The sequence below is a fragment of the bacterium genome, assembly GCA_026708015.1.
Taxonomy (GTDB): Bacteria; Actinomycetota; Acidimicrobiia; order Acidimicrobiales; family Bin134; genus Poriferisocius.
This window is the reverse complement of sequence record JAPOVT010000029.1, coordinates 21,504-38,935: the sequence shown is the minus strand read 5'-3', so window position 1 is coordinate 38,935 and position 17,432 is coordinate 21,504. Positions and strand designations below refer to the sequence as shown.

General features: G+C 60.5%; 13 protein-coding genes. 8 read left to right on the top strand and 5 right to left on the bottom strand.

The annotated features are described in order from the left end of the window. Positions 1-13: 13 nt before the first annotated feature. From OXG30_06390 to OXG30_06380, 3 genes are all read right to left on the bottom strand, one after another. A complete protein-coding gene (locus OXG30_06390; GenBank protein MCY4134527.1) occupies positions 14-1,060 on the bottom strand; it encodes an N-carbamoyl-D-amino-acid hydrolase in 1,047 nt (348 codons plus the stop codon). Next, on the bottom strand, positions 1,057-2,334 hold the full coding sequence (locus OXG30_06385; protein ID MCY4134526.1) for a Zn-dependent hydrolase: 1,278 nt from the start codon (positions 2,332-2,334) through the stop codon (positions 1,057-1,059). The genes OXG30_06390 and OXG30_06385 overlap by 4 nt, the downstream gene beginning before the upstream one ends. 104 nt (positions 2,335-2,438) lie before the next feature. Then, positions 2,439-3,071, bottom strand: coding sequence for an NYN domain-containing protein (locus OXG30_06380; GenBank protein MCY4134525.1), 633 nt, complete (start codon positions 3,069-3,071; stop codon positions 2,439-2,441). Between the two features lie 534 nt (positions 3,072-3,605). Here OXG30_06380 and OXG30_06375 point away from each other — a divergent pair. From OXG30_06375 to OXG30_06340, 8 genes are all read left to right on the top strand, one after another. Then, entirely contained in the window at positions 3,606-3,926 is a 321-nt protein-coding gene (locus OXG30_06375) for a putative addiction module antidote protein (protein MCY4134524.1), read from the top strand. After that, positions 3,923-4,789 carry an FAD binding domain-containing protein gene (locus OXG30_06370; GenBank protein ID MCY4134523.1) on the top strand — a complete coding sequence of 289 codons (867 nt, stop codon included), beginning with the start codon at positions 3,923-3,925 and terminating at the stop codon, positions 4,787-4,789. Before OXG30_06375 ends, OXG30_06370 begins: the two co-directional genes overlap by 4 nt. Beyond that, positions 4,782-5,264 (top strand): (2Fe-2S)-binding protein, encoded by a 483-nt coding sequence (locus tag OXG30_06365; GenBank protein MCY4134522.1) that lies wholly within the window; start codon positions 4,782-4,784, stop codon positions 5,262-5,264. Before OXG30_06370 ends, OXG30_06365 begins: the two co-directional genes overlap by 8 nt. Further along, positions 5,261-7,597: a xanthine dehydrogenase subunit D gene (gene pucD, locus OXG30_06360; protein ID MCY4134521.1), complete on the top strand. Its 2,337-nt coding sequence runs from the start codon at positions 5,261-5,263 to the stop codon at positions 7,595-7,597. Before OXG30_06365 ends, pucD begins: the two co-directional genes overlap by 4 nt. A gap of 252 nt (positions 7,598-7,849) precedes the next feature. Further along, the gene (locus OXG30_06355; protein ID MCY4134520.1) at positions 7,850-9,757 is read left to right on the top strand and encodes a hypothetical protein; all 1,908 of its coding nucleotides are present in this window, start codon (positions 7,850-7,852) and stop codon (positions 9,755-9,757) included. A gap of 281 nt (positions 9,758-10,038) precedes the next feature. Then, positions 10,039-11,907: a DEAD/DEAH box helicase family protein gene (locus OXG30_06350; GenBank protein ID MCY4134519.1), complete on the top strand. Its 1,869-nt coding sequence runs from the start codon at positions 10,039-10,041 to the stop codon at positions 11,905-11,907. A 205-nt stretch (positions 11,908-12,112) separates the two neighbouring features. Further along, positions 12,113-14,257: an AAA family ATPase gene (locus OXG30_06345; GenBank protein MCY4134518.1), complete on the top strand. Its 2,145-nt coding sequence runs from the start codon at positions 12,113-12,115 to the stop codon at positions 14,255-14,257. 65 nt (positions 14,258-14,322) lie between these two features. Continuing rightward, positions 14,323-14,745, top strand: a complete 423-nt coding sequence (locus OXG30_06340) for a hypothetical protein (GenBank protein ID MCY4134517.1) — start codon at positions 14,323-14,325, stop codon at positions 14,743-14,745. Here OXG30_06340 and OXG30_06335 read toward each other — a convergent pair. Both OXG30_06335 and OXG30_06330 read right to left on the bottom strand, forming a co-directional pair. Then, complete coding sequence (locus tag OXG30_06335) at positions 14,711-16,192, bottom strand: DNA phosphorothioation-associated putative methyltransferase (protein ID MCY4134516.1); 1,482 nt, start codon at positions 16,190-16,192, stop codon at positions 14,711-14,713. The two genes, OXG30_06340 and OXG30_06335, sit on opposite strands and share 35 nt — an antisense overlap. Continuing rightward, positions 16,189-17,322: an aminotransferase class V-fold PLP-dependent enzyme gene (locus tag OXG30_06330; GenBank protein MCY4134515.1), complete on the bottom strand. Its 1,134-nt coding sequence runs from the start codon at positions 17,320-17,322 to the stop codon at positions 16,189-16,191. The genes OXG30_06335 and OXG30_06330 overlap by 4 nt, the downstream gene beginning before the upstream one ends. Positions 17,323-17,432: the final 110 nt, after the last annotated feature.

The following is a 17,432-nucleotide window of genomic DNA, read 5'->3' as shown; positions in this document are numbered from 1 at the left end:
GATTCCCCTGGGATTAGGGCGCTTCCCCAATGATAGGCGCACCCTCTACGTACGGCTTCTCAAAGACGAGCGGCATCTCCTCGGCGATCGACTTGTACATCTCCGGGCGGCGATAGCGGCTGAAGTCGTACAGCGTGTTCTTGTAGGCCGCGCACCAGTTGAGGTTGCAGGCGGCCACCACCAGCTCGTCGCCGTCGGTGGCCGCCTGGGCCAGCACCTCGCCGGATGGGCCGATGATGCAGCTCTCGGCCAGGCTCTCCACCCCCTCCTCTTCGCCCCCTTTGGCCACACCGACCACGAACGTGCCGTTCTGGTAGGCCCCGGCCTGCATGACCAGGCGGCTGTGGAATCCGGCCAAAAAGTCCTGGGACGGATCGGGGTAGTAGTGGATTGGGGTGTTGTAGCCGATCAGGATCATCTCCACGTCGGCCAGGCCCATCACCCGGTAGGTCTCGGGCCAGCGCCGGTCGTTGCACAGGGCCAGGCCGATCTCGCCCCGAAAGGCGGTCCAGGTGCGGAACGTTTCGGAGGCGGGCTCGAAGTAGGCCCGCTCCAGGTGCTGGAACGGGCGCTGGGGCTCGTAGGTCTCGTGGCCGGGGATGTGGACCTTGCGGAACTTGGCCACCTCGTTGCCCTCGCCGTCCACCAGCAGATAGGTGTTGTAGCGGTGGCCGTCGGGGGTCAGCTCGGCGTAGCCCAGACAGAAGCCGATCCCCAGGCGGGCCGCCTCGTCGAACAGCGGCTTGACCTCGGGCGAGGGCATCTCGGTCTCATAGAAGCTGTTGAGCTCGTCGACGTCGTCGATCCACCACCGGGGGAAGAACGTGGTCAGGGCCAGCTCGGGGTACACCACCAGCTCGCAGCCCTGCTTGTGGCCCTCGTGGAGAAGCGCCAGCAGCCGCTCCACCACCTCAGCCCGGGTTTCCTCGCGGGCGATGGGACCGAGCTGGGCGGCGCCCACGGTGATCTCGCGCAGGTTGCTGGAGAGACGCGACACCCGCTCGTCGGTCACTTCGCTCTCCAGGTGGGTGGTGAGCGTGCTGTCGTTGTCGGCGCTCATGCGGTTGCCCCCGCCTTCTCATCTGCTTCCGAGACCTCGGCGATCTCGGCCAGCTCCAGCATGACCTGCAGCATCACGTTGGCCCCCGCTTCGAGGTGCTCGGGCTCGGTGTGCTCGAACGGGTTGTGGCTGATGCCCTCCCAGGAGGGCACGAACACCATCGAGGTGGGGCACACCGGGGCGAACATCTGGGCGTCGTGGCCCGCGCCCGAGCACAGCCGCCGGTGGCTGAACCCCAGCTCGGCGGCGGCTTGCTCCACCCGGTCGATCATCTCGGGGTCGAACTCCACCGGGGCGAACCGGGCCAGGCGCCGAGAGGTGATCCCCGTGCCCGACTCGGCGGCCAGCTCCTCCAAGAAGGCGGCCAGGCGGTCCTCGGCCTCGGTGAGCAGGTGATCGTCGGTGTTGCGCATGTCCACGGTCAGCACCGCATCAGAGGCCACCACATTCACGAGATTGGGGTGCAGCTCCACCCGCCCCACGGTGCATACCTGCGGGGGGCCGAACTCCTCGGCCAAGTCGTGGACGAACACCGCGATGCGGGTGGCGGCCCATCCAGCGTCGTGGCGCATGTCCATCGGGGTGGTGCCGGCGTGGTTCGACTGCCCGGCCACGGTGATCTCGGTCCAGCTGATGCCCTGCACCCCGGTGACCGCGCCGATCACGATGTCCTCGGTGTCGAGGATCGGGCCCTGCTCAATGTGCAGTTCGATGAAGGCGTGGGGCGGGGGCGACGGACACGGGGCCGGGCCCCGATAGCCGATCCGGTCGAGCTCGGTGCCCACCACCGCGCCGTCGGTGCCCACGATGTCGAGCGCCTCCTCCAGGGGGAGCTCGCCGGTGTAGACGAGGCTTCCCAGCATGTCGGGCGGGAACCGGGAGCCCTCCTCGTCGGTGAAGAACCCCACCGCCAGCGGCCGCCGGGTGGTGATGCCCGCCCGCTGCACCGCCTCGATCACCTGCAAGCCGGCCAAAACGCCCAGGTTGCCGTCGTAGCGCCCGCCGGTGCGCACGGTGTCGATGTGGCTGCCGCACATGACCGGCGGCCCCGGCTCGGCCCCGGCCAGCGTGCCGGTCACGTTGCCGATGCCGTCGATGCTGATCTCCAAGCCCAGATCCCGCATCCACGTCACCACCAGGTCGCGGCCGTCGCGATCCTCGTCGGTCAACGCCAAACGACAGGCACCGTCGGTGCCCTCGATTTCGCCAATTGAAGCCAGAGCAGCCAAACGGTCGCTTAGGCCCTGACCATCGACGCTGATCTCAGTAGCCACAGAAGACATAGTTTGCCAGAGATTTTGCCAGTTAGGTATCGCAGAATCGCCATGGCCTCCACCAAATCCTTTGACCTCCCACGCCGGGAGCAGGAGTGCAACCACTATGACGACTCGGCAGAGTAGTCGGTGTCGTCGCGCACGAGATCGAACTGGCTCTTGTCGAGGCAATGGTTCCAGATATTGCGACCGGGGAGCCTCAGCTGGCCGCGGGGAGACTTGGGTATCCACCAAGTAGCAGTTTCAACGCGCTTGCCGACATGCACCGCGTCCTCCAATGCAGGAACGAAGTCGGAGTCAGAAGAAGCGATGATCGCGACGTCATAGACGTCGTTTCGGGCCCCTATGGAGATGTCCAGGGCCATCATCACATCCACTCCCTTTTCCTCTGCTGTCCATTTGGGCTTTTGTCCCGGATTCGAGGTCCGGTGATACGTCAGAGGCCGGGTGCGAACCGTGACGCCGGGCATCTGCTTCCAGGCTTCCACCTGCCGGTCAAATGACCGGCTGAGTTTCATCCCGCTTCGGCTATCGGGCTGGCCGCGGTATACCCGAACTCCCGCCAGCACCCGACGAGGGTCTTTGACCTTGCCGAGATCGCAGAGCAACACACCGAAGCGGAGGGGATCAATGCTGCCTAGCGGCGATGGAATCCTTCCCGAAGAGAAAAACAGGTCGCGGGCACCGTGGTACACGTTCTGGTAGTCGATGAAGACGGCAACTCGGGTGTTAGGCATCGCAACATAAGCCTTAAAAGATAAACCCCCGTCATGCCCTGCAAAGCAGGCCAGACGGGGAAGATTGAGATCACCCTATCCGCAGGTGGGGCTGCTTCCAACATCATTGGGGAATTTGTGCCCCTGCATCCTGTTGCTCAGCCCTCTGTCACACATCGGACGGCAAGGATTACCTACCGCACCAAGTCGGATACCCTGTGGCGGTATCGCATGCGCGGCAGCGAGGGGACCCCCATCCGCCATGTGCTCTGACAACACGGGAGAAGACCCAATGGGACAGAAGCGCATGATCTTCGGACAGCGCCAAGTCAAGAAGCCCAGAGGACGTGACGAGCCACGACCCGTCTACCCTCAGATTCCGACGCCGGTTTCAAGAGACGACAAGTCGGAGCAGCGCCGGGCGCGACGATAAATCCCACCCTTTTCACACGCTGTCCGGTACATCGTACACTGGACTCATGCCCACGATCCTGCGCAGCGCGACATTCGACCGCTGGCTGCGCAGGCTGCGGGACCGCCAAGCGGTGAAATGCAGTGACTGAGGAATACCAAAGGTTTGACTCGGCGGCCTACGTGAAGCCCGAAGGAGATGTCCGAGGACTTCTCCGGGCGGCCGCGGAAGAGGACCAGGGAGACGGGGCAGTCATTCGTGCTGTCTTGAAGCACATCGCCCAGACGCAGAACATGAGCGCCCTCGCCCGCGACACCGGACTGAACCGCGGCAACCTGTATGAGGCACTGTCTGAAGATGGAAACCCCACTTTGTCAACGCTGCTGAAGCTTGCCAGCGCGTTGGGGCTGAGGCTGCGCCTTGAGTCCGTGGAGGAACGGGCATCGACAGGGACGCTGCGATGAGCGATGTGGTGGTGGCCCGGAGCCTGAACGAGGCCCTGGGTGCGCTGGCCGAGCACCCCGACGCCACCGTGCTGGCCGGGGGCACCGATCTCATGGTGGAGATCAACCGGGGCCTGCGCCGTCCCAGCCAGGTGGTGGCCGTGGCCCAGGTGCCCGAATTGCGCCAGTGGAGCGTGGCCGACAACCGGGTGGTGGTGGGCGGCGGGGTCACCTACACCGAGATGATGACCACGGCATTGGCTGATGCCGCCCCCGCCCTGGCCCAGGCCGCCCGCACGGTGGGCTCCCCGCCCATTCGCAACGCCGGAACCCTGGGGGGCAACTTGGGCACCGCCTCGCCGGCGGGAGACACCCTGCCGGTGCTGGCCGCGCTCAACGCTGAGATTGTGTTGGCCGGCCCCGACGGGGAGCGCCGTATGGGCTTGGACCAGTTCGTGGTGGGGGTGAAGCGGACGTCGCTGCAACCGGGCGAGCTGATCGTGCGGGCCGAGATGGACCGGCCCCGGGGCCGCCAGGAGTTCTTGAAGATCGGCCCCCGCAACGCCATGGTGATCTCCATGGCCGGCCTCGCCCTGGTGGTGGACCGCGATGCCCGGGCCGTGCGCTGCGCCCTGGGCGCGGTGGCCGCCGGCATCCCCCGGGCCACAGAGGCCGAGGCCTGGGTGGCCGAGCGCATCCACTGGGACAACGGCGCCGATGTTGACGACGCCGTGGCCGACGAGTTCGGTTCGCGGGTGGCCGCAGCCTCCTCGCCCATCGACGACCATCGCTCCACCGCCGCCTACCGGCGCCACGCGGTGGCGGTACTGGCCACCCGAGCCCTGAAGCGGGCGTTCGCAGAAGGAGGCACCGGCGATGCCTGATCCCTACACCCTGCGGGTGAACGGCGCCGACTGCGAGGTGGCCGACGCCGATCTCACCGAGAGCCTGCTGTTCGTGCTGCGGGAGCGCCTCGGGCTCACCGGCACCAAGAATGCCTGCACCGAGGGCGAGTGCAGTTCGTGCGCGGTGCTGGTGGACGGGGTGCTCACATGTTCGTGTTTGGTGCTGGCGGCGGCCGCGGCGGGCCAGGAGATCACCACCGTGGAGGGACTGGGCGACGGCCGCGACGGCCTGTCGGTGGTGCAAGAGGCGTTCGTGGACGAGGGCGCGGTGCAGTGCGGCTTCTGCACCCCGGGACTGATCGTGGCCGTTCACGACCTGTTGGAAGCCGACCCCGATCCCAGCGACGGCGATGTGCGCGAAGCCCTGTCGGGAAATCTGTGCCGCTGCACCGGCTACGGGCGGATACTGGCCGCCGTCCATTCGGTGGCGGCCACCAAGCGGAGCCAGCCATGACCGCTGAGCCGTTCGGTTCCACCGGCGCAGCCGACTCCATGGCCGAGGGCGCCACCGACACTATTGTCGATACTGGCACCATCGTTGACACCGGCACCCGGGGGGTGGGCGCCGACGTGGGGCGCCCCGACGGCGTGCCCAAGGTGCAGGGCCGGTTCGCCTTCTCCTCCGACCTGTGGGCCGACGACTTTCTGTGGGGCCACACCCTGCGCTCGCCCCACGCCTCGGCCAATATCCGCAGCATCGACATCGGCCCGGCGCTGGCCACTGCCGGGGTCCACGCCGTGCTGTTGGCCGACGACGTGCCCGGTCGGCTCACCTACGGGCTCGAGCACCCCGACCAGCCGGTGCTGGCCGACGGGCAGGTCCGCTATGTGGGCGAGCCGGTGGCGGTGGTGGCCGCCGACCACCCCGACATCGCCCGCCGGGCCGCCGAGGCCATCGTGGTGGACTACGAAGTCACCGAGCCGCTGACCGATCCCGAGGCCGCGCCCACCGCGGCCCCCATCCACCCCAACGGCAACGTCTTTCGGGAACTGAACATCCGCCACGGCGACCAGGACGCAACCGGCGAGGTGGTGGTGGAGGGCACCTACGAGGTGGGCATGCAGGATCAGGCCTTCATGGGCCCCGAGTCGGGCCTGGCCCTGCCCGACGACGACGGCGGCGTGGAGCTGTTCATATCCACCCAATGGCTGCACGTCGACCGAGAGCAGATCGCCGCGTGCCTGGGGATCGACGAGGAGCAGGTGCGCCTCACCCTGGCTGGGGTGGGCGGGGCGTTCGGCGCCCGCGAGGACCTGTCGTTGCAGATCCACCTGTGCCTTTTGGCCCTGCACACCGGCAAGCCGGTGAAGATGGTCTACAGCCGAGACGAGTCGTTCTTCGGCCATGTACACCGCCACCCGGCCAAAATGTGGTACCGCCACCACGCCGATCGCGACGGGCGGCTGGTGAAGGTGGAGGCCCGGATCGTGCTCGACGGCGGGGCCTACGCCTCCACCTCATCGGCGGTCATCGCCAACGCCTCCTGCTTCGCCGCCGGCCCCTACAAGGTGCCCTCCGCCCACATCGTGGGGCTGGCGGCCCGCACCAACAACCCGCCGTGCGGGGCCATGCGGGGCTTCGGCGCGGTGCAGACCTGCTTCGGCCACGAGTCGCAGATGGACAAGCTGGCCGCCGCGCTCGACATGGACCCGATTGAGCTGCGGCTGATCAACGCGCTTGACTCCGGCGACCGGCTCATCACCGGCCAGGTCATCACCGGCACCTTCCCGGTTGCCGAGGTGATCCGCCAGTGCGCCGGGGCCCCCGAACCAAACATCCCCCGAAGCGACGACCGCCGCGACCTGCCCGGAGGCTCGGGCCGCACCACCGACGCCGCCGACACCGTGCGGGGAACGGGCTTCGCCGTGGGGTTCAAGAACCTCATGTTCTCCGAGGGCTACGACGACTACTCATCGGCCGCCTGCCGGGTGGCTCACGGGGTGGCCACCATCACCTGCGCCTGCGCCGAGGTGGGCCAGGGGTTCGTGACCCTGGCCCAGCAGATCGCCCGCACCGAGCTGGGCGTGGACGAGGTGATCTTGGCCCCCGCCCAAACAGCCACCGTCGGCTCGGCCGGCTCATCCTCGGCCAGCCGCCAAACCTGGATGTCAGGCGGCGCCGTGCAAGCCGCCTGCCGGGCGGTTCGCGACCAGATCCTGGCCGACGTAGCCGAGGCGTGGGAGGTGGCCCCCGACGGCCTAGTGCTGCGCGACGGCTTGGTGGTGTCGCTGGACGGCCAGCAAGAAGCACTGCTGGCTCAGGTGACCGCCGGCGCTGGCTACGAGGCCGACGTGGAGTACCACCATGCCCCCACCGAGACGCTCGACGAGAACGGCCAGGGCAACGCCCACGTCTCCTTCGCCTGCGCCGCCCACCGGGTGATCGCCGACGTAGACCCCGATCTAGGCCTGGTCCGAGTGAGAGACATCACCACCGCCCAAGACGTGGGCCGCATCCTCAACCCCACCCAGGCCGTGGGCCAGATCGAAGGCGGCACCGCCCAAGGAGTAGGCCTAGCCCTAATGGAAGAAATAGTGCTCGACAACGGCCTGGTAAGAAACGCCTCCTTCACCGACTACGTAATCCCCACCACCCTCGACATGCCGGATGTGACCATCGCCGCCTGGGTAGAACAACCCGAACCCGGCGCCCCCTACGGCGCCAAAGGCATCGGCGAACCCCCCACCATCTCCTCATCCGCCGCCGTAGCCGCCGCCGTCAGAGACGCCACCGGCCTACCCCTCCCCCGCATCCCCATCCGCCCCGCCGACATCGCCCTGGGGTGATGCCTATGGTGCGGAGGGCCCTCGGCACTTCCCACCTCAAAATTCCTGATCCAGAATCCTCAGCAAATAGTGGCCATGCATGAAGGGCCAAGGTACGCAGAGTTGCACCCAGTCAGGTGTTCTGCATAACCTCTTCCGCCAAAGTAAAGGGCTTTTGCGACATCGGGTCGTACAGATTGAATACAACTGTGTACGTATGAGCACTCCGTAAGGCGATCTCACCAACAAGACACAAGAGAGACAACAGGACAGATGCAACAGTCGCCCGACGAGAATTCTCCTGCTTTAGACCCCTACGACAACAATCGCCATGCAGTCACAGGGATCGAACAACTGGAGTCAGTTCCCATTACAGATGAATCCGAAACACAATTTCACGACAAGTACACTTGGATGGCTTACATTGCCGATAAGCCGATTGAGTACGACATCTTCGATACTAGAGCCCAGAATGCCCTGAAGCGCAACAAATATTCAACCTGGGGGCACCTAGGTACGTTAACTGATGAGTCCTTATACAAGATGCCGTATGTTGGAGTTCATACTGTCGACCGAATCAACAAAGCACTCAAAAGGTATCAACCAACCACTATTGAACATTCTCTGACAAACAGTGATTTCTCGCAACAAGAAACCGATTCCAAGAAATCTCTCCCTGATCCAAGAACTTATATTGCACTTGAATGGGCAAGAGCCTTTACGGATGATGACACTTTAGGTGGTCTACTCGAAGCGCATCGAAATAGCATTGACGTTCCTTCTGAAGTTGCCAAGGCTATTGATATTGTACTAGCTACTTCAATTTCAGAACTATCAGGACACCATGTTCCCGTGCTCGGCGATCTGATTGATAAACTGATTGCCGAAGCAAGCGACCCTGAACTATTTGTCGCCAGGGAGTGTTCAAGGCATAAGTCAACTCTAGAGGAACTAGGAGACAGTCGAAACTTAACTCGTGAACGCATTAGACAAATTGTCGCAAGAGATGCCAACAATATTCATGAAGCTTTAGGTGCTGAAGAATATCAGTGTATACGATGGGCTATTGATCAACTGAGAGTCGAATTCGGAATTCTCATTCCGGCAGACCATGACAACGTCAGACGATGGAAGACCAGACTTGGAAAGAGGAGGTTTGAAATCCTTAGATGGGTCGCCGGGTATGTTTATAACGATGATGTGCTTCTCCAAGGTAAACAGGCACGGTCAGAACTCAAACAAGCTCTTGATCAAGAGATCGGAGAACAATGGCTCATTGAGGCCAAAGATCTGACTGATAGCTTAGACATATTTGTGAGACCCGAGATCGCGCTTAGTATTCTCATTGAATCTGGCCAGTGGCGAGACATTGGAGACGGCTGGTTAGTTCGCTGGGATGGCGCCATCCAAGACAAGGCAGAAAGAGTCCTCAAGTTGATTTGTCGACCAATGACTCCTGGGGAACTAATCGAAGCTATTGGTCACGGCTCTATCAGTTCCCTCAAGAATCGAAAGGGCTCAAACCTGATGCGTGTAGACAAGGCGTTCCGGCTAGCCCTACGAGACTGGGGCATGGAGGAATATGAGGGCATCATTACCGAGATCACGCAGAGAATCGAACGCGGAGGAGGTGTTGCCAGCAAGTCAGCTATAATCGACGAATTTACTAACGATTTCGGCGTTAGCGTCACATCTATCAATATGAACCTTGGACTCTCAATCTTCAATGTTGTCGGCGACTCGGTCAGGTTCGCAGATTCATTCAACTTCGACCCAATGCCACCCTCAACGATGGCAAATGTTGTTCAAACTACAGAGGGGTGGGGGGAACGGCACACCGTTACTGAAGAACATATGCGAGGCTATTCATTCGGTATCAACCCGCATATTGCCTGGGCAAACGGGGTGCGGCCGTCAGATAGTTTGGTTGTCCGCGTGAATGGGTCTTCGAGGCATGAAGCCAGCGTCATATGGAGGATCACGAACCTCAACGGAAGGGTGGACGTCGGGTGCCTTCGCACATGGCTGGAAGAGCAGGCAGTAGGCCCTGGGGCCAGCCTGCTCCTTTGTCCCACTCCCACGGGGGTCAATGTCTACGTCGGCGAGGACGACATACAAGCCGCCCGCCCCGAGGCTCCGCCGATTGCACCGGACATTGCGGCAATGATGGAAGATCTGTGACCGCTGTAAGGCTGAGACCTCTAGTCCCGCCGGCCAGGCTGACCGATTACTCCAGTTTCAAACGAAGGTACAGCAGCGATGCCGACGATCTGATTCAAGACTTCTTCGTCCCCGCGCTAAGCCGGGCAATCAGGTACGACCGGGCTGTCGGTTATTTCACTGCTGGAGCCCTTGCCCGGCTTGCTCCGGCATTGGAGGCATTCTTGGATAGGGCCGATGAGTACAGTGCTCCGATCAGAATAGTCGCCTCCCCAAACCTGCCTGAGGTTGACCTGCGCCATATGGACCTCGGATACCAGAGACGCACCATCGAAGAGGAATGCGCCCACCACCGGCCCGAATTTGACGATGCGCTCAGAGCCATAACCTGGATGATCGAACATGGGCTCATGGAGTTCTGGCTCATCTCTGGCTACGCCGATGGCACTGAATGCCTCTACCACGAGAAAATCGGGGTGATCGAGGACGAGGAAGGTAACTATCTCACCTTCGAGGGCTCTCCCAACGAGACCTTTTCCGGACTGGGATCAAACATTGAGTCCTTCCCCGTGCACCGTTCTTGGGTGGAGGCCGAGGCCCCTCACGCTGCTGATGCCAAGTCAGCCGTCGATGATCTGTTCGATCCCGCGGGATCGCGCTCGCTGAGGGTCGAACCCTTTCCCAAGGCGCTGGAGGAGGGGCTGGTGAAGACGTACTTGCCTCGCCGGCCTCGGACCCGAACTTCAAAGGGTTCCCAAAAGATGGCAAACCACACCCAAAGGACGGATGATGCTTCTGTGCTGAACCTCCCCGAGGTACCCGACGGAATCGAGTTCCGCCCGTACCAGAGCACTGCAATTCGGGCGTGGTTCAATGCAGAGGGACGCGGGCTGCTCGCCATGGCGACCGGGACGGGCAAGACCATCACAGCGCTCGGCATGATTGAACGCCTTGCGCGCGTTTATGAAGAGCCTCCAGGATTATCCGTCTTGGTCGTGGTACCAGACAACAGCCTGGTGGACATGTGGGAGGGTGAACTCCGCAAATGGGCAATGGCCCCTGTCTGTTCAACTCATCCCAGTGCCCTCACCCGACTTGAGAATGCCTTGAGAACCCAACGAGTTAGAGGGGGCACGTCAGTCGCGGTTTGGACAGCCCAGTCTGCTGCCAACCCCAAATTCCAGTCGATGCTTAGCGATTTCTCAAGCCCTCGACTCTTGGTCGCAGACGAGTGCCATGCCCTCGGTTCAACCGGCAATCAACAGCTGTTGACCGACCAATTCCACTACAGACTCGGACTCTCGGCCACTATCGAGCGACACCTTGACCCGGACGGTACGAGCATCCTCAAGAACTACTTCGGTGAAGTGCTGCTGGATGTCGGAATAGGAGAAGCAGTCCGCCTCGGGGCGCTGTGTCACTACATCTATACCCCGGTGCTCGTCCCACTCGACAGTGAGGAGATGGACGAGTACGCCAGGCTAAGCCACGAGATCGGTAAGCGAATCGGCCAATCCAGCGGGTTGAGCATTCAGGGCTTCGATGACTCGGCAAAAATGTTCATGCTCCAAAGAGCCCGCCTTCTCTGGCACGCTGAAGGCAAAGTAGGCGCATTTCGCGAAGCAGTGGAATCACTACCCGAAAGCCAGCGAAACTACTCACTCGTGTACACCGCTGAAGGAGAATCCCCCCTCACTGGAGAACGCCAGGGGCCCTTGGTCCACGAGGTCGCAACCAGCCTCGGCCTAGACTTCCACGACTTCATGGGCGACACTCCCTTGGACGTTCGCTCTCGCCTGTTGAAAGATCTGGGGTCAGGAGCCATCGACGGACTTGTAGCGATGAAGTGCCTCGACCAAGGCATTGACGTCCCGACCGCTCGAACCGCTCACTTCCTCGCTTCCACCAAGAATCCTCGCCAGTACATCCAGCGCCGCGGGCGGATTCTTCGGCAGCCTCAAGATGGTTCCACCAAGGTCGCAAGCGTCTTCGACTACATCGCCTACCCCGAGTTCGCCGAGAACTTCAATATGGAACGCAAACTGGTGGCTCAGGAGATACTACGGGCCAAAGAGATGGCCGAAGCAGCCGACAACAAGAATCAAGCTGTCGCCATGCTCCGCCCTCTGCTGGACCGCTACAACCTATGGGACACACTAGGAGAAGGATGAAAGTGCCCGACCAAGAAGTATCTGTCGCGGAATTCTACGAGCCCGTAATGTCACACAGGCGTCCTGAAGTCCAAAGACTCGTAATTCAATTGCTCCAGGAAGAATTCAAACAGGCTAGGGAATTGGAAGCCAATATTCTTGTAGTGGCAGCAACTTTACGGGCAGAGACGATTGTAGACGCTGATACGGACGAAGGAGGACTCTCGTGAAGTTCTTGCGTCTTGAAGTGGACAATTGGCGCCCCTTCAGGGGACTGTCCTCCATGGACATATCTACTTCCGATGACCAACCGATAACCTTGATCTTCGGCAAGAACGGTGGTGGTAAGACATCTCTGTTGAACGCTATCTATTGGTGTTTATACGACAAGATGGACCTTGAGGAGGGAAAGGGTAAACAAAACTACGTCAATGACTACGCCGTCCAAGAAGGCAACGCTACAAAAGCAAACCCAGTTAGGGCCACCGTCACGCTCTATGCGTCACAGACGAGGAGCGGCAGTACATTGCTCTATCGGATTCGGCGCAAACAGCGGGCTTACAATCTCAACGGAACCCGCTACGAGAATTCAGACGGCGTGACAGTAGACAGAATCTCGCCCTACAGCGGTTACACATCCGCCGATGACATCATAGCTGCCTTTGACCATCCCGATTCACATTGTGAAGCCTTTGAGAAACAACAAGCAAAAGATGTCATCGAGAGACTCCTTCCACAAGAACTCGCAAGATTCTTCTTTTACCCTGGAGAAACGCTCTCATTTCCTTTCAAGGATGACACGAGGAGCAGAGGCCGCCTTCAGGGGTTTCTCCGGGAGATCTCTGGAGGCAACAAGTTTGGCCCCTTTGACAAGTTGGTGACCCAGGCCAGCAAGAACCTGCACACCAAGTCTGACGCACATGCGACCGCGGACAAAGAGACTCAGAAACTCCAAGAGGAAATCAACAAACTAAGAAATGAACTGAAAGAGAAAAACGATCTGCTTCCAGGATTGACTTCTGAACTTGAAGCGGCAGTTGCCAACTACCACGGAGTCAACGCCCAATTGCAAGAATTTGAGGAACTCAGAGAGGTTCTTGCGGACGCTGAGTCTGCCCTCAAGAACGAACAGAGCGCCGAATCCGCAGTCAACCACGCCGACCAGGCATTAGCAGATGCTTTGGGCGGCGCATATTTGCACGTAGCTACGCCTGTTTTTGACGCCGTACGGGCAGTCTTCGACAAGCGTCGCTATCCCAGCGACATTTCAATCACCCTAGTAGAGCAACTCCGCGACAGTATGCAGTGCATTTGCGGGCGACCGTTGACAGACCACATGCTCGAGACTCTTGAGCCGTTGTCACCAACAGACGATTCCGTCGTCAATCGCATGATTACTCTGACGAGTCATGCCACAAGTCTCCGAACTAGCAGCGACGCGACGAATGCTGTCGATATGGCCAGGGTAGGACTTGACGAAGCGATCGCCTCGCGCCAAGACGCGATTGAAGCTCGGGCTGCAGCTGAATCACGACTCGAAGAAGCCGGTGCCGATCGATTCAAAGATGTAGACAGAAACAGCCTGGTCAACCAGCGATCAGCCGCATTGAGTGAAAAAAGCCGTCTTGAAACTGAGATCGCTACAAAGAAGGGTGGTATAGGGAGAATCGAGGAAGACATTGCAAGGAAAGAGGAGGAGAAACGGGACGCCGCTCCCAAAGATCACCAAGATGTTCACGAAGCTGCTCTCATAGCTGATGAGATGTCGGGGCTTCTGGACGACATAAAGGAGAAGCAGGCCGACGTGGCTCGCGGGCAACTGGAGACTCTGATCAACCAGAATTACGTGCTCTACAAAGAGAACATTCAGATTGAAATCGACTCGGGCTACATAGTCAGGGTCTTTGACCAGACAGGCGAGGAGACTCTTGAGAAACCCATAGGCGACTTGTCGGGATCAGAAACCGCACTTCTGACGTATGCTTTTGCGGCAGCGGCTGCCAAATTGCTTCCCCAGTATCAGACTCTCGACAAACTCCTTACCACGATCCCTACATTTGACGAAGTTGAGAACATCCCCCTAGTCGTCGACGCACCATTCACAAACCTGGGCAGCGAGTACCAGCAGCGAGTGATGGAGCTTATGACCCAGAGATTCAGCCAAGTATTGGCATTCTCAGAAGCCGCTAAATCGGAAGTAGACGTACTTGGGGAAGCGGTTGACAAAATCGGCGCAGAATACTTGGTGCATTTCGAAGGCCACCTGGCCGACGACGCTGTCCGCACCTTCGAGTGGAGGGGCAACAGCCACACTTATGCCTCCTTGAACAGCGAAGTCGTCAGATCATCTCTCAAACGAATCGAGGACTGAACATGCCCCAAGACGCAGACCCAGCTCGCCCTGCCGTCTTCATACCTTCGCGCTTCAGCTCACTGATGCCGCTGGTATCAAGGACAGGCAAGTCCACCCAAGCGGTGTTCCCGGCAGCGTTTGATTTGCTGTGCTTCAGCGCTTCAGTCGGCTACGCCCGCGGGCTGACGGGACCCATCTCAACGGGGAGCTCGGACAAGACCGATGGTGGCGAGGTAGTAATGAACATTCCCGACAGGAAGGACAGGGTTCTTTGCGACATGGTCGCGGTCGCCCATACAGGATCCGACGAAATCCTTGAGACCGGCAAACTGCAAGACCGGCTTGACATCTTTATGGAATTTGCCTGTGGCGGCTTGGACTACATCATGTCGCTTGCGGAGACTAGATCAGCACGCGCAGCGGTTGAGGCCATAGTCCGTGGCACGGACCGCGACGACTCTGTTCAGGCGCTCAGCGACCTTGTAGACCTGAGTAACCACTCTTGATTCGAACCACACGATGCCCCCGCAGCGTCACGCCACGCTCATCGAGGCGCTGTTGCCAACCAAGCAGGTTGCCGATTTGCTTGACATCGTCCAATAGCCCGAAACGTTCTTCTTGTTTGGTAAGTCGGTCGAATTTCTCACGCCACATGTAGTCGTCCCCGACGAACAGTTCCTTGCGGTGTAGGACAGGCGGGTTCTCCGAGGCTGAGTAGTCCCGCTCGTCAATGTCCAGTGCACCAATCCGGACGAAGGTTGTCCGATGCAGGGTTGGATGTGGATCCTTGTCGAATGCGGGGTATTCCAGGTAGGACACCTTTGGTCTGTCAGTGGCCAGCTTGATGATGTTGGCCCCGTCGACTTCCCCGACTAGCCATCTTGCGCAACCCTCATAGACCCGGAGCACATGGGGGAGGTCGGGAATTGCTGATTCATGCACGTATAGGGAAGTGGGTAGGCGCTTCCCTACTGGAGAATTGTCAGCAGCGCTGGCGACGATCTGCGAGTCACCAGCGCTGAAGAGGAGTTGGTCGGCTTCGGCGGTTGCTTGCTTGTATGACCCAATGAGCCCTCGAACGTCGTAACGGGTGGTTTCTGGCAGCGCGGTGAAGGTCGGGCGTCGGTTGAGCTTGAGGAGTGCCAGGTCGACAAGAAGGTCGAGTCGCCGCTCAGCCGAGACGGTGTCCCAGTCAGTCTCTGGCGTCACTGTGACTGCGACCCGCCAGGCTCGGCGCAGCGACCCGGCAGCTTCCTTCAGCCTTTCATGCAAGTCGAGTCGTTCGGTCTGGGCTGGCAAGCGTCCACGCTCGCTGAAGAACTCCATTAAGGCGTCGATCGACTCCCTGTGTTCGTCGTAGATGCGATCGCTTCTTGATACCTTGGCGGCGTGGCGCCTGCGGCGTCGCGTCCGCATCAGGAATTCATTGGCGTCCGCTTCGGCCTTGAAAGCCACGAAGATCCCGGGGGCGATGGCGACAGTCTCCGATTCGAGAATCGTGTCGAGCCACGACCGCAGCTCTCCTTGGCTGTAGAACTTCTGAAATGTCCCGTGTCCGGTGATGAATCCATCACCGTGTGGCTGACCTCTCGAGATAGTGCGTAGTTCACTATTGAGCCTCGCTGATACGACCAGCGCCCTTTCGGTGAGTTCCCAGGCATCGAGGACTGCGTCTCTCCTCTCCGAAGGGTCAGGGATGACATTGATCACATACCCAAGGTTGACGACTTCGGCGCTTGTCTTGTTGACATCGGGACTGAAGTGGGGGTCCCAGCCGTTCGCCATGACCCCGGCGCGGACGAGTCCGGCTACGTCATCGCCGCGTCCACAGCCGTAGTCGAAGAACGTGCCGCCGGTCGTCACCAGTCCAAGATCAGCGGCGAGCCGCACTGGGCGCGACAAAACCCCTCGGACCATTGCCGTGCGATGCCGATTTTCGGCTTGTGTGTTCACCGCAACGCGTTTGCGAGGCGCTCTGCCACATCCATCCAGTCGACCAGCACGGTGTCGTGGGACCACGAAACTCGAAGGGCGCCTGAGGCACGCTCCGAAGCAAGGCCCATCGCGGAGAGGACGTGCGAGGGCTCGTAGGAGCTTGAGGTGCATGCCGAACCGTTGGAGATAGCTACAAGGTCTCTGAGGATCATCATTGCTGCTTCCGCATCGAGCCCTGGGATGGAGAGATTCAAGACGTGTGGAAGCACTTGGTCTTGATCCCCGTTGTAGATGGGCTCTAGGGGCTCTAGCGCCGCAGTCGCCCTTGAACGCTCAGCAGCACAAGCTGATGACCTCTTATCCTGCTCCGCCAGCGCGAGGCGGCAGGCTTCGCCGAGTCCGGCTACAAGAGGAACTGGCACAGTACCCGGTCGCAGGCCCCGCTCCTGCCCTCCTCCAAACATCAGTGGCGTGAGCGGAGGACGTTCGTATCCACGCCGGCGAGCAACGAGCGCTCCAACGCCCATGGGACCATACAGCTTGTGGCCGGATACCGAGATCAGATCTATGCGTTTATCGGCCAATCCTTCGATCTTGCAGAAGGTCTGTGCGGCATCAACATGCCAGTAGGCGGGATGGCCCCGGAGGACCTCGGCAATGTCTTTGAGGGGCTGGACAACCCCTGTTTCGTTGTTGGCATGCATTGTGCTGACTACGAACGTGTCGGGACGTAACCGGTCGGCTATCTCGTCGGGGTCGACCCAACCGCACTCGCCCACGGGGACCAGCTCGAGCTCTACTTCTTTCGTCATTGCAAGAGCTCCGAGTGGTTCAAGCACAGCTTTGTGCTCGATGGCCAACGCAAGCGCATGGCGACTTCCAGTCCCCCCTGCATGTTCCCCCAGGCCCAGTAATGCGAGATTGTTGGCCTCTGTTGCGCCCGAGGTGAACAAGACCTCGTCTGACTTGGCGCCGCACCCTTCAGCTACGTGTGACCGGGCTTCCTCAACAGCCCGACTAGCCTTTATCCCATACTCATGGGTCCTGGAGCCTGCGTTGCCGAACTCGGTCTCCATGTAGTGCTGGACCACAGCCGAAACGCGGCTATCGACTGGAGTTGTCGAGCAGAAATCCAGGTAGGCGGGCATTTTCTCCCCTTGGGTCAGCCCCTTTCGTTGGCGGCAAGTCTACAATCCGTTGAACGGGTGACTCGTCGACTGACCGTTCCCCGCGTCAAGCAAGAATTAAGCAAGACGAA